We start from the raw sequence: 25,869 nt of genomic DNA on the forward strand, positions 1-25,869 counted from the left end.
TTGGGGTGAATAGGGGTTAGGCGCCAGGGCTGACGCCAAGCTTGGCCATGACGGCCTGTGCCCGTGCCGCCATCTCAGGTCGCAGCATTGGCGGTACGGCGGTGCCGTCAGCAATAAGGTCAAACCGGTCAGCGGCGGGCAGGTTGTAATGCCACCACTCCGGCGCGTGAATAACAAATCCCGCCATCTCCATATAGCCACGCAAGCGCTGGCGGTTGGCCAACACCTCTTCGGGTAGGTCGGTGTAGCGGTGATGGGCGACTTCGGTGAAGTCATCGAATTCTGTTCCCATCGGCAGGGGCATCTTCTGCTCATCAAGCAGGGTGATGTCCACGGCCACACCGCGGCCATGGGTTGAGCCCAGGCGCGGATCGGCGACGAAGTCGGGATGCGGTGTGTGCTCCCAGAAGATGTATTGCGCCTCTAGCGGGCGATAGGCATCGAACAGGCGAATGGTAAAGCCATCCTTTGCCGCCATATGGCAGGCCTCCGCCAATGCTTCCGCCGCCTGTGGGCGCAGATAGCAATCCAGCCGGTTATAGATCGGATGGTGGATCACGTTATGCGTGGAGGCATAGACGGGTTGGCAGTCAATCGGCATGGCCGGTGAATTGATCCGCACTAGGGTCGCGTCTTGATCGAATTCGGTTTGCTCACTCATGCCGGTGATCCGCTTGCTTTTGTGTCTGCCGCTTTACTGGCTTCCTTAGGTGGCGCTGGTGGCTTGGTCGCGTCATGGATGATCATTGCGACCCGGCTCGTGAAACCGTTGTGGTCACCCTCAACCAGCCTCGGAAACTCCTGCGCGATGCCGCCAATCATGGCGACGAGCCACGGCTGGTCACTCTTGGCGAAATCGCCCAGCACATGGCCCAACACCCGTGACTTCTCACCTGGATGCCCAATGCCAAGGCGCAGGCGGTAATAATGCGGGCCCAGATGGCTGTCGATTGAGCGCAGGCCATTATGGCCAGCATGCCCGCCACCGCGCTTCATGCGCAGCTTCCCGGCGGCGAGGTCCAGCTCATCATGGCAGGTGATAAGGTTGTCGGTATCGACCTTATAAAAGCGCATGGCACCGGCAATGGCGGCACCTGAGTCATTCATAAAGGTCTGCGGCTTCACCAACAGCACCTTCTTCCCGCCAATACGCCCCTGTGCTGTTAGCGCGCGAAATTGGCTGCGCCAGGCATCAAACCCGTGCAGTGAGGCAATGGCATCGGCGGCCATAAAGCCGATATTGTGCCGCTGTTTTGCATGTTTGGGCCCGGGATTGCCCAGGCCGGCGAAGATCAACATGTCACTTACTTCAGATATGCAGGCTTCAGATTTGTTGGCCGCAAAGACTTCGGGCCGCTCGCGCAACCACGGTCCCAGTCAGAACCGATGGTGGCACAACGCGGCCCGAGATACTTAGTTCCGTCCGCGCCATTGGTCGAGACCTAGAGGTCGCCAATGGCACCTGGTCGGTCTTACTCTTCGCTGTCGCCCTCAGCTGCGCCATCAGCTGCAGCTTCAGTGGCTTCGCCTTCTTCACCCTCTTCGCCATCTTCAGCTTCGGAAGCTTCGGACTTGAGTGCGGATGGAGCGGCGACGGTGGCGATGGTGAAATCCCGATCGGTAATGGTCGGGGTCGCACCGTCTGGCAGGTCGATATCGCTGATCTTCAGCGCATCGCCCAGTTCCATTTCGCCGACATTGGCTTCCAGGCTCTCTGGAATGTTGCCAGCGCTAACCAGCAACTCAACAGCGTAGCGGACGACGTTCAGGGTGCCGCCAGCTTTCAGGCCTGGGGAGGTGTCTTCGTTAACGAAGTTCACCGGCACTTCAATCGCGATCTTGGTCTTCGCGGTCACGCGCAGGAAGTCGAGGTGGACTGGGAAGTCCATCACAGGGTCGACCTGCACATCACGGGCCAGCACGCGGTGGGTGTCTTTACCCACCTTGATGTCCCAAAGCGTGGTCATGAAACCTGGCTTTTGCAGCAACATGCGGATTTCATGATCAGACAGGGTAATGGTGACAGGTTCTTTCTTATCACCATAGATAACGGCTGGAATGCGACCGGCGCGGCGTGCGGCCCGGGCGGTCCCCTTACCGACCCGCTCGCGTGCTTCCGCTTCCAAATTACGAACTTCAGTGCTCATTGTTCAAAACTCGTGGTTCGGGATGGGTTTTGGCCAAAAGCGGGGCGTTGCCCAACCAATGGTGAGGCCCATCCGAGGTTCTTGCATCATTGCGAAACTGGCCTTTGCCGCCTCCAGGGGTGCGGTTTCAAACGCCAATGGCAGGACTTAATCCGGCCTTAGGCCGGGGGAAATAGCCCAAACCGCCGATTAGTGCCAGTTTTTTATTGTTTTTGACCGGTGCCGGGGTTCGGCGCTGCCGGATCAGTCAAACAGGCTGGAAACCGACCGCTCATCAGAGATCCGGCTGATTGCCTCGGCCATTAGCGGCGCGATGGAAAGCTGACGGATATTGGTGGCAACGCGCACGGCCTCGGTGGCGGTAATGCTGTCGGTGGTGACCAGCTCAACCAGCGGGGATGCACCAACCCGGGCAACGGCCCCGCCGCTCAACACACCGTGGGTGACATAGGCGCGGACTGATTTGGCGCCAGCCTCTTTTAGCGCGACACCGGCGTTGCAGAGGGTGCCAGCGCTATCGACGATGTCATCAAGCAGGATGCACTCGCGGCCATCCACGTCACCAATGATGTTCATCACCTCTGACACGCCAGCGCGCTCGCGGCGTTTATCAATGATCGCCAGATCAGCATCGAGGCGCTTCGCCACTGAACGGGCGCGAACCACACCGCCAACATCAGGTGAGACGATGACGATGTCTTTGCCGCTACCAACCTGGTCCTTAATGTCCTTAACGAACACAGGTGCGGCCAGCAGATTATCCAGCGGGATGTCGAAGAAGCCTTGGATCTGACCGGCGTGCAAATCCATGGTCAGGACGCGGTCGGCACCGGCAACGGTCATCAGATTGGCGACCAGCTTTGCGGAGATTGGTGTCCGTGGGCCGGTCTTACGATCCTGGCGCGCATAACCATAATAAGGAACGACCGCGGTGATCCGGCGGGCCGAGCCACGGCGCAGGGCATCCAGGGTGACCAGCAGCTCCATCAGGTTGTCATTCGCCGGGAAAGAGGTTGATTGGATGACGAACACATCCTCACCACGCACATTTTCCAAGATCTCGACAAACACCTCCATATCGGAGAAGCGGCGAATGCTCGCCTTCGTCAGAGGGAGGTTAAGGGAAGCGGCAATCGCCTCGGAAAGTGGGCGGTTGCTGTTACAGGCGAGCAGCTTCATGGAATGACGGCCGGAACTGGTTTGGCGGGCACGGAATGGCAGGCGCGATAAGGCGCCTTTGTGACCGGGCTGAAAGGCGATCAAAGAATTAGCTGTATGCGCCGTTTCATACAAGTGATCAGTGCGGCGCTGACCCTGCCATGTTCAACCCTCAAGCATGATTGCGGAAAGGTTGCGCCCGTAATCAGGTTCCTGGCGATGGCAAGACCGGCGATAGCTAAAGAATGATGCCTCATCCGTTAGGGTGTCGCGATTGGCGGTGACCAGGGTTCCGAGGCCAAACTCACCCAGCCGATGGGTAAGGTACCCGGCCAGATCAAACCGCTCCCGATCACCGTGATCGCCGGCGGCGAAGAACTGATCATTGGCCTCGTCCTGCTCCATGAACGGTTTCCGGAACTCCGGTCCCACCTCATAAGAGACAAAGGAGATGCAGGGGCCAATGGCACCTGTGATGTTTGAGCGATCCGCACCCAGTGCTTCCATCGCGGTGATGGTCTCTTGCGCAACCCCGGCGAGGGCCCCCTTCCACCCGGCATGGCAGGCGCCAATCACCTTGGCGTCCGGATCAGCAAATAGCAGCGGCGCACAATCGGCGGCCAGCGCCCCCAACATGATGCCGGGTTGATCCGTCACCACGCCATCGGCATTTGGCGCTGATGTGTCGGCCCATGCCTCGGTCACCCTGGCCACCTCTTTGCCGTGTACCTGAAACATCGTGACGAGTTGTTCTGGAGCTACGCCGAATTTCTCGGCGGCAATCGTCCGGTTCTTGCGCACAGTCTCCAGCTCATCATTTGAGCCCAGACCACAGTTCAGGGAGTCATAGAAGTCAGTACTGACCCCGCCGCGCCGGGTGAAGAAGCCGTGGCGAATACCGGACAGTGTGTTTAGGGCATTCAGGGTGATCATGGCGTTGTCACTGGAAAACCGGCGAGCGGTGGTTGCTGCGGATGATGTAAGGCGAGCACCTTAAACAGACTACCCATCTGGGTCTGGTCCGTCAGCCTCGCAACCCCACTTCTTAACCGCTCAACCTGCTCACCATCTTTGGCATTGGCCAAGAGTTGTTGAAGGCGGACACCGATGCCGAGCGCTTCTAGAAAAGTGCCTTGGGGAATGACGGGCGAGGCGGCTGCGCCAACCTCCACGGCGGCACGTGCCAATCGGCCAAAATCAACATGGGCGGTAATGTCTGCCTCACCCAGCCGTGTAAGGGCAGGGGCCGGTTTCTGTCCATGCAGGGCCTGTAACGTCTGCGCCCAGGGTTGACCCGTTGGGCGATCTTGATCGCTATAGCCGTAATCGATGATCAGGGCGCCGCCGCCCTGGCTCACGATCCGTTTGGCGATCTGCTGGGCAACCTCGATTGAGGCTTCGGAGACCTCAACCACACTATCCATGGGGGCGGTTTGTTGTGTGCGGTCGAGTGGTGCTGCGCTCTTATCGATAGCCTCAGCGCCGATGGTTAGGCTGGTGCCATTATCGGTGACCATCCGCTCTGCCCAGCCTGAGGTCAGGCGTTGGAACTGACGGATGGGGAGAGCATCGAAAAACTCATTAGCGATAAAGATTGAGAAGTCGTCCGATACCCCATCGATCGTGTCATGCCAGGTTGGGCTCGCGAGATTTGCAAGCTTGGTTGCCTGTTGTTCGCGTAATCGCTCTGATGTCTCAACCAGATGGATCTGTGCAGCCTGGATAAACGTTGGGTCTAACCGCGCTGAGCGGAGTGCATCGGCCATCAATGTGCCGCGTCCCGGGCCAAGCTCAACCAGGTTAAATGGCGCTGGCGCTCCGGCATCACGCCAAAGCTGAACGGCCCAAAGGCCAATCAACTCACCAAAGCATTGGCTAATCTCAGGCGCTGTTATGAAGTCGCCATCCTGACCGAACGGCTCTGCCTTTTGATAGTAACCATGGTCGGGATCGCCGAGAGCGATGGCCATCACCTCATCCAGACGCATTGGGCCACTGGCCGCAATCTGGGCGCGTATTTGAAGGTCTAGCGGGGTGAGGGCGCTATCTGTCATGGTTGGGATGGTGACCAGTGGTGGTTACTTGCTTGGCTGGTCCGCCAGCTTGGCGCCGGGGGTCGCTGCCTTTGCATCGGGCGCCTTCGCCGTCATCTGCGCTGGTTGCCGGGCCGCCCAGATTGTCAGGGCGATGCCGAGTAAGATCATCGGCACTGACAGCAGCTGACCCATGGTCACCTCTGCGAATAGAAAGCCAAGCTGCGGATCCGGTTCCCGGAACACCTCACTAATGCTGCGCGCAATGCCATAGCCGGTGAGGAACACTCCCGCCATGATGCCAGGACGGCGCATGACCTGCGGGAACAGGGCCAGCACTGCCATAATGATAAAGAGGGCGAGGCCTTCCAGGCTGGCTTGGTAAAGCTGACTTGGGTGACGTGGGTCGGGGCCGCCACCGGGGAACACCATGGCCCAGGGCACATCGGTTGCGACCCGGCCATAAAGCTCGCCATTGATGAAGTTTGCGACCCGGCCCAAACAAAGGCCGATAGGAGCGGCGGCTGCTACAAAGTCACCCAGCACCATCATCGGGATGCCCTGGCGTCTGGCGAACAGAATGATTGAGACGATGGCGCCCAGCAGGCCGCCATGGAACGCCATGCCGCCCCGCCAGACCTGAATGATCTCTAGCGGGTGCTCGAGGAAGTAGGCGGGTTGATAAAACAGCACATAGCCAAGCCGCCCACCTAAGATGACGCCGATAATCATCCAGCTGACGAGGTCAGCGATCTGATCCGCCGAGGGCCGCATAAATGCGCGATCAACCTCAAGCTTCGGGTTTAAGCCAAGAAGCTTGGCCCGGCGATTGGCCAGCACGACCACATAGCGCCAACCGGCGAGGAAGCCCGCGATATAGGCGAGGGCATACCAGCGGATTTGGATCACGCCGAGGTCGAGGGCGACCGGATCGATTGTCGGGTATTCAAGCGCCATACGGGGCGACTATCCGTTCTCATCAGTGAGATGACCAACCGCTTGCTGGCCATTGTCAGGGGGCATCTGACCGCCAGGCACTGTGCCATAGAGTGGGGCCCGGGGCCACATCACGGCTTAGCGATATTGGTCGGCCTGGCTTAGATAATTTGCGACATAGTCCTGCATGCCCTGCTCAACCGTGCGGAATTGGCCGTTATAGCCAGCATCGCGCAGTTTCCCCATCTCAGCCTGGGTAAAGTACTGGTACTTGCCTTTCAGCTGATCGGGCATGGGGATGTATTCGATGTTGGGTGTCATCCCCATGGCGGCGTAGGTCGCCTCAGCCAGGTCTTTAAAGCTTTCGGCCCGGCCGGTACCGCAATTGAACAGGCCGCTCACCTGCTCATTCTTTAGGGCCCAAAGAATGACGTCGATGCAGTCCTTCACATAAACAAAGTCACGGCGCTGCCCACCATCTTCATAGTCAGGACGGTCTGAGGCGAAGAGGCGAAACGGCTCACCAGCCTTCAGCTCAGGATAGCGTTTGCACGGCACGCTCATCATGTCGCCCTTATGGAATTCGTTCGGGCCATAGACATTAAAGAACTTCAGCCCAACCCATTGGGGCGGGTGGGGGCGACCGGCATCGAGGTCAGCTTGAATACGTCGGTCGACGATATGCTTAGACCAACCATATGCATTGAGAGGCTGCAGCTGGGTCAGGCCCTTGGCATCACGCTGATCATCAAAGCTCTCATTCCCATCACCATAGGTGGCGGCCGACGAGGCGTAGATAAATGGCACGCGTGCGCGGGCACACCATTCCCAGAGGTCCAGGCTAAGGCGCACATTGTTCTGAACGATCTCGTCGACATCCTTATGGGTCGTCGCGGAGATGGCACCCATATGGATGACACCTTTAATCTCCCCCGCATGGTTGGCCAGGAAGGTCGGTAGCGCCTCGGGCACCACGATATCGAACAGCGCCCGCTTGGCGATGTTGCGCCACTTGTTATCGGTGCCAAACCAATCGGAGGCGACAATGGGGCCGAGGCCCGCTTCCTCAAGCCCTGCAACGATGTTTGAGCCGATGAAGCCGGCGCCGCCAGTGACGATATACATGGGGGTCTATCCAATGCGCGTTTTCGATGTGGCCGGATCGGTGCGGCCAGGGGCGCTTGATAAACGGGCAACTGAATTGCCGCAATAGCCCCGGTCCCGCTTGGCCGCACAAGCGCAGCCGCGTAAGATGCGTGCCGCGTGGAACGCATTATCAAACCGGGAAAACACTCATGTCTGGCGATCAGGATAAATTCACTGACAACAAATTCTTCGACGATATGGCGCGGCTCGCCTCCGGTGCCATGGGCACTATCTTTGGCTTGCGGGAAGAGTTTGAGGCCCAGGTTCGCCAGAATGTTGAGCGGGTCATGCAACGCTTTGACCTCGTTAGCCGTGAGGATTTCGACGCGATGAGCGCCGTTGCCCAGGATGCGAAGATCGCAGCCGAAGAGGCGGTTGAGACCATCGCGGCGTTGGAGAAGCGCCTGGCTGCGCTTGAGAAGCCAGCGGCGAAGACCACGCGAAGCACAGCAAAGGCGGCGCCAAAGGCGGCAGCCAAAGCGCCTGCAAAGACCACGGCTAAGCCGGCAGCGAAAAAGGCCCCAGCCAAGAAGGCAACAACAACGAAAGCAACGCCGAAGAAGCCGGCTGCCAAGAAGACGACGGCAGCGAAAGCCACCTCAACCCGGGCAAAGAGTGGCGCAAAGGCGACAGGCGCGACCAAGACCGCGACCAAAACAACACGCAAGACCACCACCACGCGCAGTAGCGCAAAAGGCAAGACGACAAAGTAAGGTCGATCACCTATCCTCGGGCTTACTGAGTTGGTGAGATCTTGGCGGGCATCGCTGCGGTTGGGGAATCGCGGATGGTGCCGGGCTTAACCCAGGATCAAACCGGAATTACGATGTTCAGGGCCGCTTGGCGGCGGTCTATCGAGCATCTTGGCGGTAAAGGGGAAGGTTCCATGCACAATTCTTGTGTGGGCCCGCAATCCGGCGCCCAGGTCTCCACGCGTGGTGGTTTCCGGGCGATTTCTAAGCGGTTGCGTGCTGGTTTAGTTGGCCGGATGACGGCTGTAGCGGCAGCGGTGGTGCTGTTAGCTGGTTGTACTCACAGCCCATATGGTGGCCCGCATCAAACGGGTGGCACATTGTTGGGCGCAGCTGCTGGTGGCCTCATCGGCTCCACGATTGGCAGCGGCTCCGGGCAACTGGCGGCAACCGCGATTGGTACGCTGGTCGGTGCCGGTATCGGCAATGCCGCCGGTGCGCAGATCGATGCCACCAATTATTATCCAAATTACTATCACGCCGGATATTACGCCCCTTATGGCTATGCCTATCGGGGTGACCCACATCACGGCGCCTATCTGGTTGGTCAGCCACCTCGCGTGTCACAGACCATCCAGAACAATGTCTTCTCAGTGCCAACGGTTCAGTACCAATACCCCGCCTATCGCGAGGTGGTCTGGTCCCCGGTTTCTGACGTGACCGTCTATCAGCAGGGCACGGCGCCACTCAGCCTCCATGGCTGTACCCATGTCGCTAATCCCGATGGTCGGATGCTTCGTTACTGCCCGGATCGATTTGGCGGTTGGAGCTATCGTCCGTGATTTACGCCGCCGCACATGCCCAATTCCGTGTCATGGCTGACACAACCACCGGGTCCAATCCGTTTTCCTGGTGGTGTGGCGCAATTGCGGCGGCATTTAACGCTTTGAATTTATTGATTAATGATCGGGCTGTTGCGCGCTCGCGCCAGTCACGTTCAAACCCCCGGATTGTCCGCGCCCAAGGGCTCTGGCACCGTCTCGATGACGTTTTGATGAAAGCGCTGAACGCGCTTAAGGCGGCATCGGTTCTCGGTCGGTCGCCACATCCCCACGCCGGTAACCCAGAAGGAGCTTAACCGGTATGTCCATTCAGTGGAGTGAGGCCGTCGAGCCAACATCCGTCAACCCGCTCGATTTGGTTGAAGAAATCGTGCTGGCCAATGATTGGGTGTTTGAGCGCGCCGATAGTGATGAGCTAGCGGTCGAAGTGGCGGGCACTTGGTGTAACTATCGCCTCCTGTTCATCTGGCAGGATGATTTCAGCTCGCTGCAGTTCTTCTGTCAGTACTGCATCGCGGTGCCTGAGGCGATCCGACCAAACCTCTACCCGCTGCTGGCAAAGGTGAATGAGCGTCTTTGGCTCGGCCATTTCATGTTCCCGGCTGATGAAGTGTCACCGGTCTTCCGCCATACCCTGTTGATGCGTGGTACCAGCGGTGCCAGTCTTGAGCAGATCGAAGACCTGGTTGATTTCGGCCTGTCGGAAGCTGAGCGTTTCTACCCAGCATTCCAGTATGTGATCATGGGCGGCGGCGATGCGGATCAGGCTCTGCGTGCCGCGATCGTCGATATCTTGGGCGAAGCCTAAGTCACAAACCCCTATCCGCGATGTCTGATGCGATGGCAGCTGACAGCAAAACAGCTGAGATCGAAACACCGATCAATCTCCTGCAGATCGGTTGCGGCAAGATGGGCGGCGCACTGCTTGATGCATGGATTGCCGCTGACCTCCTAAACCTCTCCTATATCGTGGATCCCGGCGCCGAACGCCTGGATCTTCCCGGCCATGTGCCGTTGGTCTCTAGCCTTGATGAGGTGCCAGAGACGTTTGAGCCCGACATCCTAATGTTGGCGATCAAGCCGCAGATGGTGGCCGATGCAATGTCAGCCATTGTGCCCCGGCGCCATAATGCCGCCGTGCTGTCGATCATGGCAGGCGTCACTATTGATGGGCTCGCTGGGCATCTCGGTAAGGACACGCCGATTATTCGCACCATGCCGAATACGCCGGCAGCGGTTCGTAAGGGGATCACTGCCGCCTTTGCGAATGATCATGTGGGTAGCCGCCACCGCTCCATGGTTGACCGGCTGCTTGATGCCGCTGGCACGGGCGTCTGGCTTGAAGATGAAACCCAGTTCGATGCCGTGACTGGTGTCGCTGGCAGTGGCCCTGCCTATGTCTTCCATATGGTGGAGGCCTTGGCCGCCGCTGGTGAGGCAAATGGCCTAGCGCCCGATCTTGCGATGGAGCTGGCCCGCGCCGCCGTCTCCGGTGCTGGCGCCCTGATGGAAACTGATGAGGCGAGTGCTGCAACCCTGCGTAAGAATGTCACCAGCCCGAAGGGTACCACCGAGGCTGGTCTAAAGGTGCTGATGGGGGATGATGGCCTAACCAAGCTGGTGACTGAAACGGTTACGGCCGCGGCCAACCGCTCCCGTGAGCTTGGCGGCTAGACGCTGCCCATTCCGGTCATATATGTGTGCTAAAGGCAGTCTCCCACCGCTGATGAGTATGAGCAGTAACCATGGCCGCAAAATCCACATCAAAATCTAACGGTAAAGCCGTTACAGATCCGGTGCGCCAATCGATTGAGGCAGCCATGATCCTGGCGGCTGAACGTCCCTGGTCAGAGGTTGGTCTACGCGATGTTGCGGAAGCGGCAGACCTGCCCTTGGGCGAGGTACGCCGCCACTTCAGTAACCGCAGTGATATCCTGTTGGCCCTGGCGCGGCAGGCCGATGCCGATGTGTTGGCCGATGGCACCGATGATCTTCTGGATGAGACGGTGCGTGATGCCCTGTTTGATCTGCTGATGCGCCGCTTTGATGCGCTGACACCGTTTAAGCCAGGCTTGAAGGCGATCCTGACCGAAGCACGGCAGAAGCCACAGCTGATCCTGCCGGTCTTGCCACAGCTGGGCCGATCCATGTCCCGTATGCTGGAAGCGGCGGGCGAGGACCCTTGCGGTCGCGGTGTGCAATCAAAGATCGCGGCCTCTGGCCTGATCTGGCTGACTGTCATGCGTAAATGGCTGGATGATGATAGCGAAGATCAGGCGCAAACCATGGCCGCGCTGGACAAGGCACTGGGGCAGGCTGAGATCCTGGCCAATTCATTCAATGACGGGCCGCTCAGCTTCATCCGCAGCATGCTAACAGCCCTACGGTCCGGTAAGACCGACGATGGTGCACAAGCGTCGTAAGCGCATAGTTTGATATGCCATTCGTATTTTGTGTGCATACGCACAATTTGCGGCAGATTTTTCGGTGCTCTCAAGTTCATAGGCACACAAACATCTGAAACAGAACGAGTTTTGCTGTTCACAGTTTTATTGTGCAGCGCACAAAAAGCTTGACCTTCTTGCTGGAAATTGCCACATGCACGCTCACGGATAACTCCGGGCGTCTCGCTCCCCTTTATGGCGCCCCCCAAGATGCGGAGACATCGACCATGAACGCGCGTAGCAACCCGATGAACTTCTTTGAAACTGACTTTGCTAAAATCATGACCGACATGAAGGTCCCTGGTGTCGATATGGACCAGGTGATCAGCACCCAGCGTCGCAACATCGATGCGGTGACCCAGGCCAACCGTCTTGCCTTTGAGGGCATGCAGGCCGTGATGCGTCGCCAGCAAGAAATCATGCAGCAAATGATGGGTGAGATGCAGGGCAGCCTGAATGAGCTGATGACCCAATCTGCGCCAGAAGACAAAGTCGCCAAGCAGACCGAACTGCTGCAAGACAACTTCGAGAAGCTGCTTGAGAACATGCGTGAGCTGGCTGAGCTGATGGCGAAGTCCAACAATGACTGCGCTGATGTTCTGTCCAAGCGTTTCTCTGAGAGCCTTTCTGAGCTGAAAAATCAGGTCGAAGCGATCAAGAAGTAAGCCCGACTAACGGCTTTACACAGAAATCTGAAACGGCGGTGTCCGGGTAGTCTTGCCTGACACCGCCGTTTTCTATTGGTTGGCGCTCTCTGAAACGCATATCGCCCAGGCTAAGCCCATGACCGATCACATCAGCTTTGATGATTTCCTCAAGGTGGAAATCCGTACCGGCACCATCACTAAGGCAGAGCCCTATCCCGAGGCGCGTCGCCCAGCGATCAAAATCTGGGTCGATTTCGGCCCGGAGATTGGGGAGCGCAAAAGCTCTGCCCAGATCACTAAGCATTACGATCCGGAAACCTTGCCCGGTCGTCAGGTTGTCGCCGTGGTGAACTTCCCGCCTAAGCAAATCGGTAAGTTTATGTCTGAGTTTCTGGTCCTAGGTGTGCCGGATGAGGATGGGGAAGTGGTCCTGCTGCAGCCAAGCCTCGACGTGCCCAATGGCGGGCGCATGTACTGACCCGGTGCAATGCGGTCAGGCTGCGCGCTATGGCGGCTTGACTCACCCGCTACCATCCGCCATCCAACCCCTCCGAATTCCTTCCGACCAAAAGGCGTCCCATGTCTGACCCAGCCATCAACCAGAACGACCAGCCCGAAACCAGCAATGTGGGCGGCGTCGCCGGTGATCGCCTGAAATCCTTCATCGAACGGATTGAGCGTCTGGAGGAAGAGAAGCAAGGCATCGCGGCTGATATCCGCGAAATCTATGCTGAGGCAAAGGGCGTTGGCTTTGACACCAAGGTGATGCGCCAGGTGGTCAAGCTGCGCAAGATGGACCGCCAAGACAGGGAAGAGCAGGAGCAACTGCTCGACCTCTATCTGGCAGCCATCGGCATGCAGCCTGGCGGCTAATCCCTAGCCCGCAAACTCAGCCCAAAACAAATTCGCGTAACGGACATTATCGCCGAGCACACCGCCCTCTGGCAGGCCAAGGGCGCGCGTCCGCTCATGCTTCGTCGCCTTCTCAACATCATCGACAAAGGTACGAAGCAGGAAGTCAGGCTTCACTAGCCTGGCCTCATAACCATGCTTGGCTAGTGCGGCCCTGATCGGCACCAGATCGAAGTCGCGGGCCACGCTCATGACCAGTGGTGGCCGCTTGTCGGGATTGGTGGCACCAAGCAGCCCATCGATGATCGCCGGTGACACCTCATGATGCCCGCCGGATTCAATGATGATATCGGCGTTATAAGCAGCCTCGCTTAACGCCTCGCTCGGCGCATTCTCCAACAAGTTCTCACCAAACGCGTTCTGATAGACGCCGCTCTCTTTTGAGTAGGCGAGGGCGTTTGGTGCGATGTCGAGTGCACTTAGGTGCAATTTGTCGGGGCCAACCGCAGCGTCTTTGAAGAACGCTGTATGGGCGTCTAAATCTTCGGTCGATAAGGCGCCACGGCTATAGAGTTCACTGATCTCAGCCATGCCAAAGCCAGTGCGCAATAGAATGCCATTGGCGCCGTAGCCGCTGAAGAAATCGAGAACCCGAACGGGCTCACTGCCATTGCTACGCCATTTCTCGGCGAGCCAGGGCCGTAAGACAGCCATGGTTTCATCCGGCGCGCGGTAACTCACCGGTGCCAGGAAACCAAAATAGTGGTGGGGTAGTGGGTTGTTATACAGCGTTTCGAATGGGCTCGAGTTGCTGTTGCCGTCCAAACGGACGGCCCTTGTCGTGGTTATAGACACGGTCTCTCTCCTATCCGTTAAGGCAGGATGCTTAACGAATAGGTTGGCAGCGGCAGGGGCGATTGCAACCATCGCAACCCTGCCGCCATACACCTTGTCGTGAGGTGAGCCGCTACCTACTCGGCCGCAACGGGCTGTGGCGTTGGGTCGGTGAAGCCTGCTAACAGCTCGCCCTCACGTGCCTTTGCCTTGGCCAAATGCCGCTCTTTCACATGGCCATAGCCACGGATCATCTCTGGGATGCTGGCGATATCGACGGCCAGATGATGGTTCTGCGGGGTCAGGCGGTCGACCAGGCCTTCCATCAGCTGCTCATAGTCTGCGATCAGCTGCCGCTCCATCTTCCGTTCCTCGGTTTTGCCGAACGGGTCGAAGCGGGTGCCACGAAGGCCTTTGAAGTGCTTCAGCAGGCCAAAGGCACGCAGCATCCAGGGACCAAAGCTTACCTTCTTCATCTCGCCCGTCCGCTCATCACGGGGGGCGATCATGGGCGGGGCCAGGTGGAAGTTCAGTGCGAAGTCACCCTCAAACCGCTCGTTCAGCTGGGCCAGGAAGCGGCCGTCGCTGTATAGCCGGGCAACCTCATACTCGTCCTTATAGGCCATCAGCTTGTAGCCATAGCGGGCGACGGCAGCGGCCAAGTCGGTCGTGTCCATGCCCAGCTTGGCTTCTGCTGCCCGGACTGATTTCACCAGCTTCAGATAGCGGTCGGCATAGGCACGGTTTTGATAGATGGTCAGGTCATCAACCCGGCGGTCGATCAACTCATCCAATGACTGGGACAGTTGGCGGTGCTTCGGCTTGTTGGCGGTAACGCCCAGCTGCTCACGCGCCATGGCGCGGCGACGCTCCATGACCCGCTGCACGGCCTCTGGGTCCTCTGCGGTCCGTCGGCCCCATAGGAAGGCATCAGCATTCATCTTCACCGCAACGCCGTTCAGCTCAATCGCGGTCATGATCGCGTTGGCGGATACCGGGATCAGGCCGCGTTGATAGGCAATACCCAGCATAAACAGGTTGGTGGCGATAGAGTTGCCCATCATCCGGGTCGCCATCTCAGTCGCGTCGATTGAGAACAGTTTGCCGTCACCAACCTGGCTCGCAATGTCTTCAAGCATTGCTTCACCAGGGATTTGCAGATCCGGGTTCTTGGTGAATTGGCCGGTGATGGTGCGGTGGCCATTGATCACCGCATGGGTGCGGCCTGGATCAATCTTGGCCATGGCCTCACCACCCGCCGCAACCAGCAGATCGCAGCCGAGGATCAGATCGGCGCCAGCGCTAGGAATGCGGGAGCCCTGAACCGCCTCAGGCGTCTTGCCAAAACGGAGGTGGCTAATCACCGGCCCCCCCTTCTGCGCCAGGCCAGCCTGGTCGAGAACGGAGATGCCGCGCCCCTCAAGATGCGCCGCCATGCCGAGAAGGGCACCAACGGTCACAATGCCCGTGCCACCAACACCGGTGACCAGGATTGCATAATTCTTATCCAGGCTGGGCAGCTTTGGCTCAGGCAGGTCGATGACCAGCTCTGGGCCGCTATCCTTGGTAATGCCGCTATTCGGCTTGCGCAGCTGGCCACCCTTCACGGTGACAAAGCTTGGGCAGAAGCCGTTCACACAAGAGAAGTCCTTATTGCAGGTCGATTGGTCGATCTTCCGCTTCCTGCCGAACTCGGTTTCCACCGGCACGACAGACAGGCAATTCGATTTCTCACCGCAATCGCCACAGCCCTCACAGACCAACTCATTGATGATGATCCGCTCATTCGGGTCGTGCATCAGGCCACGCTTCCGACGGCGGCGCTTTTCAGTCGCGCAGGTCTGGTCATAGAGCAGGATGGAAACGCCCTCTGTCTGGCGCAGCTCGCGCTGGACCTTGTCCAGATCATCGCGGTGGTGCAGGCCGGTGAAGCCGGGCAGGGCGACGCCGTTATAGCGCTCCAACTCCTCGGTCATGACCTCAATCCGGTCCACGCCCTCGGCAACCAGCATCTTCAGGACCTGCGGCACGGCAATGCCCTGGTCACGGGTGTCCACAGGCTGGCCGCCGGTCATGGCGACAGCATCGTTGTAGAGCAGCTTATAGGTGATGTTCACCTTGGCCGCGACGGCGGCCCGGATGGCGAGCGAGCCAGAGTGATAGAAGGTGCCATCGCCTAGATTGGCAAAGACATGGTCGGTTTCGGTAAACGGCGCCTGGCCGATCCATGGCGTGCCCTCACCACCCATCTGGGTGAAGGTCTCGGTGCGCCGATCCATCCAAACCGACATGTAGTGACAGCCAATGCCGGCCATGGCACGGCTGCCCTCTGGCACATTGGTCGAGGTGTTATGCGGGCAACCTGAGCAGAAATAGGGGATCCGTTCCGTCTTTGCTGGAACCGTCCGCAAATCCTCTTGGCTCTTCATCCGTGCCATGCGCTCGCGCGCATTTAATGGGGCAAGGTCACCAAGGCGATCCATGATCGCGGTCGCCAGTTCGATCTGCGCGAATTCATAAGTGGATTTGATAAAGGGCCGACCTGTTTCATCAGTCTTGCCAATCACCCGTGGGCGGCTATCCGCCGGCAGGTGGTAGAGCGCGTCCTTCACCTGGGTCTCGATGATTGAGCGTTTCTCCTCAATCACCAGCAGTTCTTCATGCCCCTCGGCGAAGCGCTTGAGGCCCTCCGTCTCCAAGGGCCAGACCATGCCGACCTTATAAAGCGACAGGCCCATGGCCTTGGCCTGTTCATCTGAGATGCCAAGATCGGTGAGTGTCTGGCCAATCTCAGTCACCGTTTTACCGGTGGAGATGATGCCGATGCGTGGCTTGTCGCTGCGGAAGATGGTGCGGTCAACCGGATTGAACCGAGCGAAGGCCTGAACCGCGGGCAGTTTCAGATCAACTAGGCGCTTCTCTTGGTCTGGTGGCGGGTCCGGCCAGCGGATGTTGAGGCCACCGGGCGGTAGCTCAAAATCGGTTGGCAGGGCGATTTCTAGATTGGCCGGGTGGATCATTACCGAGGCGGAGCTATCAACCGTATCGGCCAGGGTTTTGAAACCAACCCAGATACCGGCGTAGCGGCTCATCGCGATGCCGAGGAGGCCCAGGTCGATGAACTCCTGCACATTGGCGGGGTTCAGCACCGGGATCATGGCGGCGATTAGCGCCTGCTCAGACTGATGCGGGAAGGTTGAGGATTTGCAGGCATGGTCATCACCGGCGAGCGCCAGGACACCGCCATGCTTCGCCGTGCCAGCGGCATTAGCGTGTTTGAGCACATCACCGGAGCGATCAACGCCCGGGCCTTTGCCGTACCACATGCCAAAGACGCCATCATATTTGGCACCGGGGAACAGGCCGACCTGTTGGCTGCCCCAAACACTGGTGGCGGCCAGGTCTTCGTTCACGCCTGGTTGGAACTTGATGTGATTTTGATCCAGGAACTTGGCGGCTTGCCAAAGCTGTTGGTCCAACGCCCCCAAGGGGGAACCGCGATAGCCGGAGATAAAGCCAGCCGTGTTCAACCCGGCGGCGGCATCCCGTGCCCGCTGCAGCATGGGCAAGCGCACCAATGCTTGGGTGCCGGTCATGTAGGCCCGGCCATCTTCCAGGGTGTATTTGTCGTCGAGCTTAACGTCGCGAAGCGTTACGTCAGCCGTGGCGATGTCTGAGGCCATCTTGCGCTGCTCCCGATCACATTTGTCTTATTGGCTGCCCTCACTTTGATCCGGGGCTGCCTTGGTCACAAAAAGGTAATGCTTGCTGACCTATTTGGCGAGAAAGGCGGCGAGCCCTTGGGTCAAAAAGCAAGGATCGAACGGAAGCACCGCAGCAATTGGCAAATATATTTCCATTTTGATGCCTTTGGCGGCGGCGAAATCCCCAGCCGATTTGGCTGCGATTAAATCTCCCCTGGAAAGCCGGGGTAAAACGGCATACCTGAAACAGATCAGATCAATCGCCCGTCACCTGGAGCTGCCTTGATGTTTGGCCAGACCACAATTCCCCACCAACCCGATGGTGCAACCGCAGCCAATATGGATGCCGACCTGCCGAGCTGGGATCTCAATGATCTCTACCCTGGTATGGAGTCCGGTGAGCTCGCCAAAGATCTGGACCGGATGGAGGCAGCAGCCCAGCAATTCCATGAGGAGTTTAAGGGTAAGATTGCTGGCCTAGACGGTGCCGCCCTAGCCCATGCGATTGAGGCTTACGAAGATATTGATGAGACGCTCTCGCGGATCATGAGCTTTGCCCATCTGACCTATGCCGGTGATATGACCGACCCAGAGATTGGTCGGTTTTATCAATCCATGCAGGAGCGGGTGACCACCATCTCAACCCCATTGCTGTTCTTTACGCTTGAGATCAACAAGATCGAAGAAGATGCAATGGATGCAAAGCTGAAGGACCCGGCGCTTCAGGGGTACGCCAGCTGGCTGCGCGATATCCGTGTCTTCCGCCCGCACCAGCTTGATGATGAAATTGAGCGCATGCTGCATGAACGGCATGTGGTTGGGCGCTCTGCCTGGACCAGGCTGTTTGATGAGACGGTTGCCGGTCTGCGCTTCCCGTTCCGGGGCGAGGAGCTGACCTCCAGTGAGATCCTCAACCTGATGAGCGACCCTGACGCGGATAAGCGTAAGGATGCGGCGAAGTCTGTGGGGCAGGTTTTCGGCGACAACATTCGCGTCTTCACCCTGATCACCAACACACTGGCGAAGGAAAAGCAGATCGATGATGGCTGGCGGAGCTATGCCACCCCGGTCTCTGCCCGCAACCTCGGTAACTATGTTGAGGATGAGGTGGTTGAGGCCTTGAGCAGTGCGGTGACCGCTGCCTATCCCAAGCTGTCCCACCGCTACTATGCGATGAAGGCAAAGTGGCTAGGTGATGAGAAACTGGCCTATTGGGATCGCAATGCGCCGCTGCCCGATGATGTGGACCGTGAGATCACTTGGCCCGAGGCAACTAAGATTGTCCTTGATGCCTATGGTCAGTTCTCACCAGAGCTGGCCGATGTGGGGCGGAAGTTCTTCGACAACGCCTGGATTGATGTGCCGCCGCGCCCGGGTAAGTCACCCGGTGCCTTCGCACATCCGACGGTGCCGAGCGCGCATCCCTATTTGCTGCTGAACTATCACGGCAAGGTTCGGGATGTGATGACCCTTGCCCATGAGTTAGGCCATGGCGTGCACCAGGTGCTGGCGGGCAGCCAGGGCCACCTTCAGGCATCAACACCGCTAACCCTGGCTGAAACCGCCAGCGTGTTCGGTGAGATGCTGACCTTCCGATCCCTGCTTGATGCCGAAACCGATCCGAAGGCAAAGCGCATCCTGCTGGCTGGCAAGGTTGAAGACATGCTGAACACCGTTGTGCGCCAGATCGCGTTCTTCGAGTTTGAGAAGCGCCTGCACAACGCCCGGCAGAAGCAGGAGCTGACCGCAGAGGAGATCGGCAAGATCTGGATGGATGTACAGACTGAGAGCCTAGGCCCGGCGCTGCAGTTTGAGGATGAGTACCAGCATTTCTGGGCCTATATCCCGCACTTCATCCACTCGCCCTTCTATGTCTATGCCTATGCCTTCGGCGATTGCCTGGTGAACGCACTCTATGCCGTATACCAAGATGCGGATGAGGGGTTTGCCGAGCGATATATGGACATGCTGCGTGCCGGTGGCACCAAGCGGCATAAAGAGCTGCTGGCGCCATTTGGCCTCGACGCCACTGATCCAGCGTTCTGGAACAAGGGTCTGGATATCATCGCCAGCATGATCGACGAGCTTGAGGCTGTCGCCTAAGGCGAGACCAGGGCTGGTTCTTGCCGTGGTGCCGCCTCATCCTGGGACACACCCAGATCGGCAGGGCGCGGAACGGGAACCGGGAACGGATTGCCGTTCGGCAGCAGCGTCCTGCGATGGTCTGCGCGCAGTCCCTCGAACGCGTCTGTATTCGCGTCAATCGCAGCCTGGTTCTGCTGATAGGTCTCGCGGATATCGCGGGCCCTGGCGCTGTAGGATACGGCACCGGGGCGGATGAAATCGCGCGTGGATCGATCAGCAATATCGCTCAAGCTATAGCGTTCTAAGCGAGAGCGGTTGTAGAGCCGCCGATAGGTTTCATCCCCATCTTCGGCCAATAGGTGAACCAGGGCGTCCGCTGAGTTGATCAGGATACGCTCTCGGTCAGCCAGGGCGTCTGTGGCGCCGGTATCAACCTCGAAATCACTGCGGGCCCAGTTGCGGTCGGTTCCAGGCTTAATCAACTGTGAGGTAAAGCTGCCAGCCCCGCCGCCGCGCCAGCCAGACAGCTGGAAATAACCAACCCCGTCGCCACCACCAATCTGGGTAAAGATTGTGCCGCCCTCACTCTCGTGAATGCCATGGAGGGACCAGGCGAGCGACGCGTTGCGGGTGAACCCAAAATCGCGCAGCCGGTCATAAACCAGGTTCATGGAGGCGGCCATCGGTGCGGTCAGGGTCGGCGCGTTATGGAACCCGGTGCTCATGCCTGCGCGGAAAGGGCCCTGGGTCGCTGAGGGTTCGGGGTTCAGGGTTTCAACTGATTGTGGCGGGCCATGAGGGCTTGGTGTTGGGATCGGTACGGCTATGGCTGGCGGTGCCGCAACGACCGCAACCTTTTCTTCAGCCATTGGTTCTTCTGCCGCTGATTGATCTGTCGTCGGTTCATCATTCGCCGCCGGTTGCGTTACCACAACCTGAGGTGGGGTCTTGCCATTCGGGTCAACCTGCACCCGGATATGGCTTTGGCCATCTGGTGGCGATGGGGGATCAAACGGCGCGCCCAGGCGCGGGTCTTCACCCCGTGGCGCTGGGCTCTTCGTCGGGGTCGTGCTGCCGATCAGGATCACACCGCTCAACCCCACGCGCATAAGCGGGCCACGCGGATCCTTCGCCTCGGCACGGCAGAGCGCCATAAACCGATCAAGCGGTGAGGGTTGCTCACCGCTTGGTCCGCTGTGCCAGCGTTTTGCTGTATGGCGGTCTGGGTTCGCCATGCTTTCCAATCCCTAGGGCGCCGACACTCGAGCCGGAGCGTTGATCTAGGCGCATGGTGTTTCAACTGCTCGAAAGTAGCGATGGTGGAAAAGACACCGGATACACAGATCAGTCATGCTTCTGCTGTATGACGATTGGTGCCCCCCGCACCATTGTCCAAAAGCGCGGAAATATCAGCGCAGTGCTAGGAATGCTCGCCGTGTGAGTTATATGAAGGATGTGGCGTTGAGCGACGTACCGCTATACGCCCCACTAAACGCAATCATCAGCACAACCCATTGATACCGTTGGCCGGATTATCATGAGCGATAATGAAGAGAACACCCTAGCCGGGCGCGTTGCCCGCTACGCCCGCGTTTCTGGTGCCATGGGCGGTATCGCTGCCCGGATGGCGGGTGAACGGTATCTAGGACTCAAGGTTGAGCGTGGGAAAGCAGCAGAGGACTTAAAGTCAGCGCTGGGTGGCCTGAAAGGCCCGCTGATGAAGGTGGCGCAGCTGCTCGCCACCATTCCGGATGCCGTGCCGAAGGAATATGTGCACGAGCTCTCGCAGCTACAGTCCAACGCGCCCGCCATGGGCTGGCCGTTTGTTAAGCGCCGGATGGCCAATGAGTTAGGGCCGAAATGGCAATCCCGTTTTGGTGAGTTTGAGAAAGAGGCCTGCGCCGCCGCCTCGTTGGGCCAGGTGCACCGCGCCACCACGCCGGATGGCGAAGCCTTGGCGTGTAAGCTCCAATATCCCGACATGCAGTCAGCGGTTGAGGCTGACTTGAAGCAGCTAAAGCTTATCCTCGGCATTTTTGAGCGCTCAGATAAGGCGATTTCAACCAAGCAAATCCATGCTGAGATTTCTGAGCGCCTGCGTGAAGAGTTGGATTACACCCGTGAGGCCAAGCATATGGCCATGTATCGCGATGTGTTTGCCGATGACGACCGAGTGTTTGTTCCCGACGTCCACCACGATTTGACCACCAAGCGCCTCCTAACCATGAGCTGGCTTGAGGGCGATCGGATCCTAAACTTCGTCGATAGTCATGAAGAGCTGCGCAACAAGCTCGCCATGAACATGTTCTACACTTGGTACATCCCGTTTTATAATTACGGGCTGATCCATGGTGACCCCCATCTGGGTAACTACCAGGTGCGCGAGGATGGCTCGATCAACCTGCTCGATTTCGGCTGTATCCGGGTCTTCCCGGCGCATTTCGTGCGTGGTGTCATCGACCTCTACAACGCCTTGAAGGATGATGATCCGGATCTCGCGGTCCATGCCTATGAGACTTGGGGCTTTGAGAACCTGACCAAAGAGCTGATCGACGTCCTCAATATCTGGGCAAACTTTATCTATGCCCCAATTCTTGAGGATCGTACGCGGCTGATTGAGGAAACCAACTCCGGCATGTATGGCCGGGAAACGGCACGGAAGGTTCATATGGCCTTGCGTGAGGTTGGTGGTGTCGAGGTGCCCCGCGAGTTTGTCTTTATGGACCGGGCGGCAATCGGCCTTGGATCAGTGTTTCTGCACCTTAAGGCCAATATCAATTGGTATGAGCTGTTTCAGAGCGTGATCAAAGATTTCGATGAAGACAGCTTGCGTCAGCGCCAGTCGCAACTGCTTGCGGCAAATGATCTGCCACCGGTTGAAGCGGCCTGAAACCCGATCTTTTGGCCCCGTACGCGTACATTGCCGCCGAAATGCGTGCCGTACGTACCTAAATTGTGCCTGACGCATTAGCGTCTGCTTGCGCTCAACCACCGCATCATGCAAATTGCCGTGTCCTCGGGCACATCGCTGCCCCTTGCCAATCAATAAGCCGCGTCACTTGCATCAGCCGATGCCTTCAATGCGGCCCGTTACCGGGAGAGCCCTAGATGAAATTGGCAGTGCCGCTAGAGCGGCGCCCCCATGAGCGCCGTGTTGCGGCGTCCCCAGACACGGTTAAGAAGCTGGTCGGAATGGGCCTCGATGTAGTCATCGAGACCGGTGCCGGTAAAGGTGCGTCGATCACCGATGAGCAGTACACAACCGCCGGCGCCAAGATCGCTAAAGATGCGAAGGAAACCTATAAGGACGCCAAGATCGTCTTGAAGGTGCAGAAGCCCTTGATGGCTGGCGAAGGTGATTTGGATGAGGTTGCCTTGATCCCTAAGGGCGCCGTGCTGATCGCGGGTTTGAACCCCTACCAGTCAGCCGATGATATCGCTGCCTATGCCAAGGCTGGGATCAACGCACTCGCGCTGGAGCTTGTGCCACGGATCACCCGGGCCCAGGCGATGGATGTTCTGTCCTCCCAATCCAACCTGGCTGGTTATAAGTCTGTCTTGGATGCCGCTGCCGAATATGGCCGGGCCATGCCAATGATGATGACCGCGGCCGGTACCGTGGCGCCAGCCCGCGTGCTGGTCATGGGTGCAGGCGTTGCCGGTCTTCAGGCCATCGCAACAGCGCGTCGCCTTGGTGCCGTTGTGACCGCCTCTGATGTCCGACTTGCCGCGAAAGAGCAGGTTGAGAGCCTTGGTGCCACCTTCCTGATGGTTGAGGGCATGGAGGATATGGAGACCGCTGGCGGTTACGCGAAAGAAGCCGGTGACGACTTCAAAAAGCGCCAGGCTGAGGCCGTTCACAACGCGCTTAAGAAAACCGATATCGCTATTTGTACCGCTCTGATCCCTGGTCGTCCGGCCCCGCGCCTGATCACCAAAGCCATGGTCGACGATATGAAGCCGGGGTCGGTGATCATCGATCTGGCCGTTGAGCAAGGCGGTAACTGTGAAGGCTCCAAGCCGGGTGAGGTGGTTGAGACGGCAAACGGCGTGAAGATCGTTGGCCATATCAATGTGCCATCACGTTTGGCGGCTGATGCCTCGGCCCTGTTCGCTAAAAACCTGTTGAGCCTGCTTGGTCTCGTCGTGGCCGATGAGGGCAAGGCGATTAAACTCGACCGCGAGGACGAGATCATTGCCGGCTGCCTGCTGACCGAGAATGGCAGCATCGTCCATGAGCAGTTTAAGGGCGCCACCGGCTCCTCAACCGCGAAGAAGACGACCACGCGTAAGCCGGCGGCCAAGAAAACCACGGCCGCTAAGACCACGACGCGTAAGCTGGCAGCTAAGAAGCCAGCAACCACCAAAGCGGCAGCGGCCAAGCCTGACGGCGCGGCCAACGACACCGCGAGCAAGGATGACAAGCAATCATGAGCGAACAGGAAGCAGCAGTGGCCGCTCCAAGCGCGCCGCAAATTGATGCACAGGGTGAGTTGGACATCGTCCGCCGCGCCCTTGATGCCGCCCAAACCCGCCTGAATGAGATTGAGGCCAATGTTGCCACCCAAATGGGCGATGTTGCCCATGCCGGTATGGAAGCGGCAACCGCCGCAGCTGCCCATGGTGGTGGCCACGGCGATGGGTTCTTTATCACCGCGCTGACCGTCCTCGTTCTGGCCTGTTTCGTTGGCTATTACGTGGTTTGGTCCGTGACCCCAGCGCTGCACTCGCCTTTGATGGCGGTGACCAATGCGGTGTCATCGGTGATCATCGTCGGCGCTCTGATCGCCGCCGGTCCTGAGGGGATGAGCTTTGCCAAGGTGATGGGCTTCTTTGCCGTTATTCTCGCCTCGGTGAACATATTTGGTGGGTTTATCGTGACCCACCGAATGCTCTCCATGTTCAAGAAAAAACAAAGTTAAGTAGGGGCCGCATTCCATGGAAACCTTTGCAGGCCTAGCCTACATCGTCGCCTCGGTATTGTTCATCATGGCCATCCGGGGCCTATCCCACCCAGAAACAGCCCGTCGCGGTAACCAGTTTGGTATCGCCGGTATGGCGGTTGCCGTTGGCACCACGCTGATGCTGCCTGGTGTGGTCTCGTTCTGGATGATCATTATTGGCGTCGCCATTGGTGGTGCCATCGGTACCGTGATCGCCAAGCGCATCGACATGACGGCGCTACCGCAGCTTGTCGCTGCCTTCCACTCGCTGGTTGGTTTGGCCGCTGTTTTCGTCGCCATGGCCGCCTATTACGCGCCGGAAGCCTATGGCATCGGTGAGCGAGGCAATATCGCCCTCGCCAGCCTGATCGAAATGGCTCTCGGTACCGCGATTGGTGCCATTACCTTCACCGGTTCGATTGTCGCCTTTGCCAAGCTGCAGGGGCTCGTCTCCGGTAAGCCGGTGGTGTTCCCCGGTCAGCACCCGCTGAACGCGGCACTTGGTCTGGCCTTGATCGCGTTGATCGCTGTGATGGCCTCGGCCAATTCTGATGTCGNTTTCTGGGCGATTATCCTGATTGCGCTGGCCCTCGGTGTGCTGCTGATCATCCCAATCGGTGGTGCGGATATGCCGGTGGTTGTCTCGATGCTGAACAGCTACTCCGGTTGGGCTGCTGCTGGTATCGGCTTCACCCTCGGCAATACGCTGCTGATTATCGTTGGTGCGCTGGTTGGCTCCTCTGGTGCGATCCTGTCCTACATCATGTGTAAGGGCATGAACCGTTCCTTCTTCAACGTGATCCTTGGTGGCTTCGGTGGTGAAGCGGCCGCGGGTGGCGGTGCCGATGATATGGACCGGACCTTCAAACAGGGGTCGGCTGATGATGCCGCCTTCATCATGAAGAACGCCGGTAAAGTCATTATCGTGCCTGGCTACGGTATGGCCGTCGCCCAGGCACAGCACACGCTGCGTGAGATGGCGGATATCCTTAAGGCTGAGGGTGTGGACGTGAAATACGCGATCCACCCTGTCGCTGGCCGGATGCCGGGTCACATGAACGTCCTTCTAGCAGAAGCGAACGTTCCTTATGATGAGGTGTTCGAGCTTGAGGATATCAACCGCGACTTCGGTCAGGCGGATGTGGCCTTCGTGATTGGCGCCAATGACGTGACCAACCCGGCCGCCAAAACCGATACCTCCTCACCGATCTACGGCATGCCAATCCTGGATGTTGAGAAAGCGAAGACCGTGCTCTTCGTTAAACGCTCCATGGGTTCCGGTTATGCGGGGGTTGAGAACCCACTCTTCTTTGCTGACAACACGATGATGTTGCTCGCCGATGCGAAGAAGATGTCCGAGGACATCGTGAAGGCGATGGAATAAGCCATCTATCTCGTGATTGAGA

24 protein-coding genes are annotated in these 25,869 nt (G+C 58.5%); 13 read left to right on the forward strand and 11 right to left on the reverse strand.

Features of this window, described 5'->3' with window-relative positions:
- Positions 1-16 precede the first annotated feature (16 nt).
- The 8 genes from ddpX to rfaD all read right to left on the reverse strand — a co-directional run bounded on the left by ddpX (position 17) and on the right by rfaD (position 7,399).
- Positions 17-661, reverse strand: a complete 645-nt coding sequence (gene ddpX, locus KI792_02215; GenBank protein MBV6631829.1) for a D-alanyl-D-alanine dipeptidase — start codon at positions 659-661, stop codon at positions 17-19.
- The gene (pth, locus tag KI792_02220; GenBank protein MBV6631830.1) at positions 658-1,299 is read right to left on the reverse strand and encodes an aminoacyl-tRNA hydrolase; all 642 of its coding nucleotides are present in this window, start codon (positions 1,297-1,299) and stop codon (positions 658-660) included. Before pth ends, ddpX begins: the two co-directional genes overlap by 4 nt.
- Positions 1,300-1,472: 173 nt before the next feature.
- Positions 1,473-2,147 (reverse strand): 50S ribosomal protein L25/general stress protein Ctc, encoded by a 675-nt coding sequence (locus tag KI792_02225; GenBank protein MBV6631831.1) that lies wholly within the window; start codon positions 2,145-2,147, stop codon positions 1,473-1,475.
- 243 nt (positions 2,148-2,390) lie between these two features.
- Complete coding sequence (locus tag KI792_02230; protein MBV6631832.1) at positions 2,391-3,326, reverse strand: ribose-phosphate pyrophosphokinase; 936 nt, start codon at positions 3,324-3,326, stop codon at positions 2,391-2,393.
- A 144-nt stretch (positions 3,327-3,470) separates the two neighbouring features.
- A complete protein-coding gene (gene pgeF / locus KI792_02235; protein MBV6631833.1) occupies positions 3,471-4,238 on the reverse strand; it encodes a peptidoglycan editing factor PgeF in 768 nt (255 codons plus the stop codon).
- Positions 4,235-5,359 carry an SAM-dependent methyltransferase gene (locus KI792_02240; GenBank protein ID MBV6631834.1) on the reverse strand — a complete coding sequence of 375 codons (1,125 nt, stop codon included), beginning with the start codon at positions 5,357-5,359 and terminating at the stop codon, positions 4,235-4,237. Before KI792_02240 ends, pgeF begins: the two co-directional genes overlap by 4 nt.
- A gap of 24 nt (positions 5,360-5,383) precedes the next feature.
- Positions 5,384-6,295 (reverse strand): prolipoprotein diacylglyceryl transferase, encoded by a 912-nt coding sequence (gene lgt, locus KI792_02245; protein MBV6631835.1) that lies wholly within the window; start codon positions 6,293-6,295, stop codon positions 5,384-5,386.
- A 117-nt stretch (positions 6,296-6,412) separates the two neighbouring features.
- Complete coding sequence (gene rfaD, locus KI792_02250) at positions 6,413-7,399, reverse strand: ADP-glyceromanno-heptose 6-epimerase (protein MBV6631836.1); 987 nt, start codon at positions 7,397-7,399, stop codon at positions 6,413-6,415.
- A 170-nt stretch (positions 7,400-7,569) separates the two neighbouring features.
- On the opposite strand from rfaD, the gene KI792_02255 reads away from it, so the two are divergent.
- The 8 genes from KI792_02255 to KI792_02290 all read left to right on the forward strand — a co-directional run bounded on the left by KI792_02255 (position 7,570) and on the right by KI792_02290 (position 12,918).
- Positions 7,570-8,133, forward strand: coding sequence for an accessory factor UbiK family protein (locus KI792_02255; GenBank protein MBV6631837.1), 564 nt, complete (start codon positions 7,570-7,572; stop codon positions 8,131-8,133).
- Between the two features lie 275 nt (positions 8,134-8,408).
- Positions 8,409-8,954, forward strand: a complete 546-nt coding sequence (locus tag KI792_02260; GenBank protein ID MBV6631838.1) for a glycine zipper 2TM domain-containing protein — start codon at positions 8,409-8,411, stop codon at positions 8,952-8,954.
- A 301-nt stretch (positions 8,955-9,255) separates the two neighbouring features.
- Positions 9,256-9,762, forward strand: a complete 507-nt coding sequence (locus tag KI792_02265; GenBank protein ID MBV6631839.1) for a YbjN domain-containing protein — start codon at positions 9,256-9,258, stop codon at positions 9,760-9,762.
- 32 nt (positions 9,763-9,794) lie between these two features.
- Entirely contained in the window at positions 9,795-10,628 is an 834-nt protein-coding gene (locus tag KI792_02270; GenBank protein ID MBV6631840.1) for a pyrroline-5-carboxylate reductase, read from the forward strand.
- Positions 10,629-10,699: 71 nt separating this feature from the next.
- Positions 10,700-11,377 (forward strand): TetR/AcrR family transcriptional regulator, encoded by a 678-nt coding sequence (locus tag KI792_02275; protein MBV6631841.1) that lies wholly within the window; start codon positions 10,700-10,702, stop codon positions 11,375-11,377.
- A 248-nt stretch (positions 11,378-11,625) separates the two neighbouring features.
- The gene (locus KI792_02280; GenBank protein MBV6631842.1) at positions 11,626-12,063 is read left to right on the forward strand and encodes a phasin family protein; all 438 of its coding nucleotides are present in this window, start codon (positions 11,626-11,628) and stop codon (positions 12,061-12,063) included.
- Positions 12,064-12,181: 118 nt separating this feature from the next.
- Positions 12,182-12,523, forward strand: coding sequence for a tRNA-binding protein (locus tag KI792_02285; GenBank protein MBV6631843.1), 342 nt, complete (start codon positions 12,182-12,184; stop codon positions 12,521-12,523).
- A 101-nt stretch (positions 12,524-12,624) separates the two neighbouring features.
- Positions 12,625-12,918, forward strand: a complete 294-nt coding sequence (locus KI792_02290; GenBank protein ID MBV6631844.1) for a DUF2312 domain-containing protein — start codon at positions 12,625-12,627, stop codon at positions 12,916-12,918.
- A 3-nt stretch (positions 12,919-12,921) separates the two neighbouring features.
- On the opposite strand, the gene KI792_02295 is transcribed toward KI792_02290, so the two are convergent.
- Together KI792_02295 and KI792_02300 are read right to left on the reverse strand one after the other, a co-directional pair.
- Positions 12,922-13,752 carry a hypothetical protein gene (locus KI792_02295; GenBank protein MBV6631845.1) on the reverse strand — a complete coding sequence of 277 codons (831 nt, stop codon included), beginning with the start codon at positions 13,750-13,752 and terminating at the stop codon, positions 12,922-12,924.
- A gap of 116 nt (positions 13,753-13,868) precedes the next feature.
- Positions 13,869-17,414 carry an indolepyruvate ferredoxin oxidoreductase family protein gene (locus KI792_02300; protein MBV6631846.1) on the reverse strand — a complete coding sequence of 1,182 codons (3,546 nt, stop codon included), beginning with the start codon at positions 17,412-17,414 and terminating at the stop codon, positions 13,869-13,871.
- Between the two features lie 306 nt (positions 17,415-17,720).
- On the opposite strand from KI792_02300, the gene KI792_02305 reads away from it, so the two are divergent.
- Positions 17,721-19,538, forward strand: a complete 1,818-nt coding sequence (locus KI792_02305; GenBank protein MBV6631847.1) for a M3 family oligoendopeptidase — start codon at positions 17,721-17,723, stop codon at positions 19,536-19,538.
- Here the strand turns inward: KI792_02305 and KI792_02310 are convergent.
- Entirely contained in the window at positions 19,535-20,755 is a 1,221-nt protein-coding gene (locus tag KI792_02310; GenBank protein ID MBV6631848.1) for a hypothetical protein, read from the reverse strand. The genes KI792_02305 and KI792_02310 overlap by 4 nt on opposite strands.
- A gap of 302 nt (positions 20,756-21,057) precedes the next feature.
- On the opposite strand from KI792_02310, the gene KI792_02315 reads away from it, so the two are divergent.
- From KI792_02315 to KI792_02330, 4 genes are all read left to right on the forward strand, one after another.
- Complete coding sequence (locus tag KI792_02315; GenBank protein ID MBV6631849.1) at positions 21,058-22,410, forward strand: AarF/ABC1/UbiB kinase family protein; 1,353 nt, start codon at positions 21,058-21,060, stop codon at positions 22,408-22,410.
- Positions 22,411-22,628: 218 nt separating this feature from the next.
- Positions 22,629-23,954 carry a Re/Si-specific NAD(P)(+) transhydrogenase subunit alpha gene (locus KI792_02320; GenBank protein ID MBV6631850.1) on the forward strand — a complete coding sequence of 442 codons (1,326 nt, stop codon included), beginning with the start codon at positions 22,629-22,631 and terminating at the stop codon, positions 23,952-23,954.
- Positions 23,955-23,971: 17 nt separating this feature from the next.
- Positions 23,972-24,442, forward strand: a complete 471-nt coding sequence (locus KI792_02325; GenBank protein ID MBV6631851.1) for an NAD(P) transhydrogenase subunit alpha — start codon at positions 23,972-23,974, stop codon at positions 24,440-24,442.
- A 16-nt stretch (positions 24,443-24,458) separates the two neighbouring features.
- Positions 24,459-25,847 carry an NAD(P)(+) transhydrogenase (Re/Si-specific) subunit beta gene (locus tag KI792_02330; GenBank protein ID MBV6631852.1) on the forward strand — a complete coding sequence of 463 codons (1,389 nt, stop codon included), beginning with the start codon at positions 24,459-24,461 and terminating at the stop codon, positions 25,845-25,847.
- Positions 25,848-25,869: the final 22 nt, after the last annotated feature.

The sequence above is a fragment of the Alphaproteobacteria bacterium SS10 genome (assembly GCA_019192455.1).
In the GTDB taxonomy this organism is placed as follows: Bacteria; Pseudomonadota; Alphaproteobacteria; order TMED2; family TMED2; genus TMED2.

Bases quoted from the DNA above. Each gene is read 5' to 3' on its own strand.
- ddpX (MBV6631829.1), bottom strand. From the start codon at position 661: ATGAGTGAGCAAACCGAATTCGATCAAGACGCGACCCTAGTGCGGATC.
- pth (MBV6631830.1), bottom strand. From the start codon at position 1,299: ATGTTGATCTTCGCCGGCCTGGGCAATCCCGGGCCCAAACATGCAAAA.
- KI792_02225 (MBV6631831.1), bottom strand. From the start codon at position 2,147: ATGAGCACTGAAGTTCGTAATTTGGAAGCGGAAGCACGCGAGCGGGTC.
- KI792_02230 (MBV6631832.1), bottom strand. From the start codon at position 3,326: ATGAAGCTGCTCGCCTGTAACAGCAACCGCCCACTTTCCGAGGCGATT.
- pgeF (MBV6631833.1), bottom strand. From the start codon at position 4,238: ATGATCACCCTGAATGCCCTAAACACACTGTCCGGTATTCGCCACGGC.
- KI792_02240 (MBV6631834.1), bottom strand. From the start codon at position 5,359: ATGACAGATAGCGCCCTCACCCCGCTAGACCTTCAAATACGCGCCCAG.
- lgt (MBV6631835.1), bottom strand. From the start codon at position 6,295: ATGGCGCTTGAATACCCGACAATCGATCCGGTCGCCCTCGACCTCGGC.
- rfaD (MBV6631836.1), bottom strand. From the start codon at position 7,399: ATGTATATCGTCACTGGCGGCGCCGGCTTCATCGGCTCAAACATCGTT.
- KI792_02255 (MBV6631837.1), top strand. From the start codon at position 7,570: ATGTCTGGCGATCAGGATAAATTCACTGACAACAAATTCTTCGACGAT.
- KI792_02260 (MBV6631838.1), top strand. From the start codon at position 8,409: ATGACGGCTGTAGCGGCAGCGGTGGTGCTGTTAGCTGGTTGTACTCAC.
- KI792_02265 (MBV6631839.1), top strand. From the start codon at position 9,256: ATGTCCATTCAGTGGAGTGAGGCCGTCGAGCCAACATCCGTCAACCCG.
- KI792_02270 (MBV6631840.1), top strand. From the start codon at position 9,795: ATGGCAGCTGACAGCAAAACAGCTGAGATCGAAACACCGATCAATCTC.
- KI792_02275 (MBV6631841.1), top strand. From the start codon at position 10,700: ATGGCCGCAAAATCCACATCAAAATCTAACGGTAAAGCCGTTACAGAT.
- KI792_02280 (MBV6631842.1), top strand. From the start codon at position 11,626: ATGAACGCGCGTAGCAACCCGATGAACTTCTTTGAAACTGACTTTGCT.
- KI792_02285 (MBV6631843.1), top strand. From the start codon at position 12,182: ATGACCGATCACATCAGCTTTGATGATTTCCTCAAGGTGGAAATCCGT.
- KI792_02290 (MBV6631844.1), top strand. From the start codon at position 12,625: ATGTCTGACCCAGCCATCAACCAGAACGACCAGCCCGAAACCAGCAAT.
- KI792_02300 (MBV6631846.1), bottom strand. From the start codon at position 17,414: ATGGCCTCAGACATCGCCACGGCTGACGTAACGCTTCGCGACGTTAAG.
- KI792_02305 (MBV6631847.1), top strand. From the start codon at position 17,721: ATGTTTGGCCAGACCACAATTCCCCACCAACCCGATGGTGCAACCGCA.
- KI792_02310 (MBV6631848.1), bottom strand. From the start codon at position 20,755: ATGGCGAACCCAGACCGCCATACAGCAAAACGCTGGCACAGCGGACCA.
- KI792_02315 (MBV6631849.1), top strand. From the start codon at position 21,058: ATGAGCGATAATGAAGAGAACACCCTAGCCGGGCGCGTTGCCCGCTAC.
- KI792_02320 (MBV6631850.1), top strand. From the start codon at position 22,629: ATGAAATTGGCAGTGCCGCTAGAGCGGCGCCCCCATGAGCGCCGTGTT.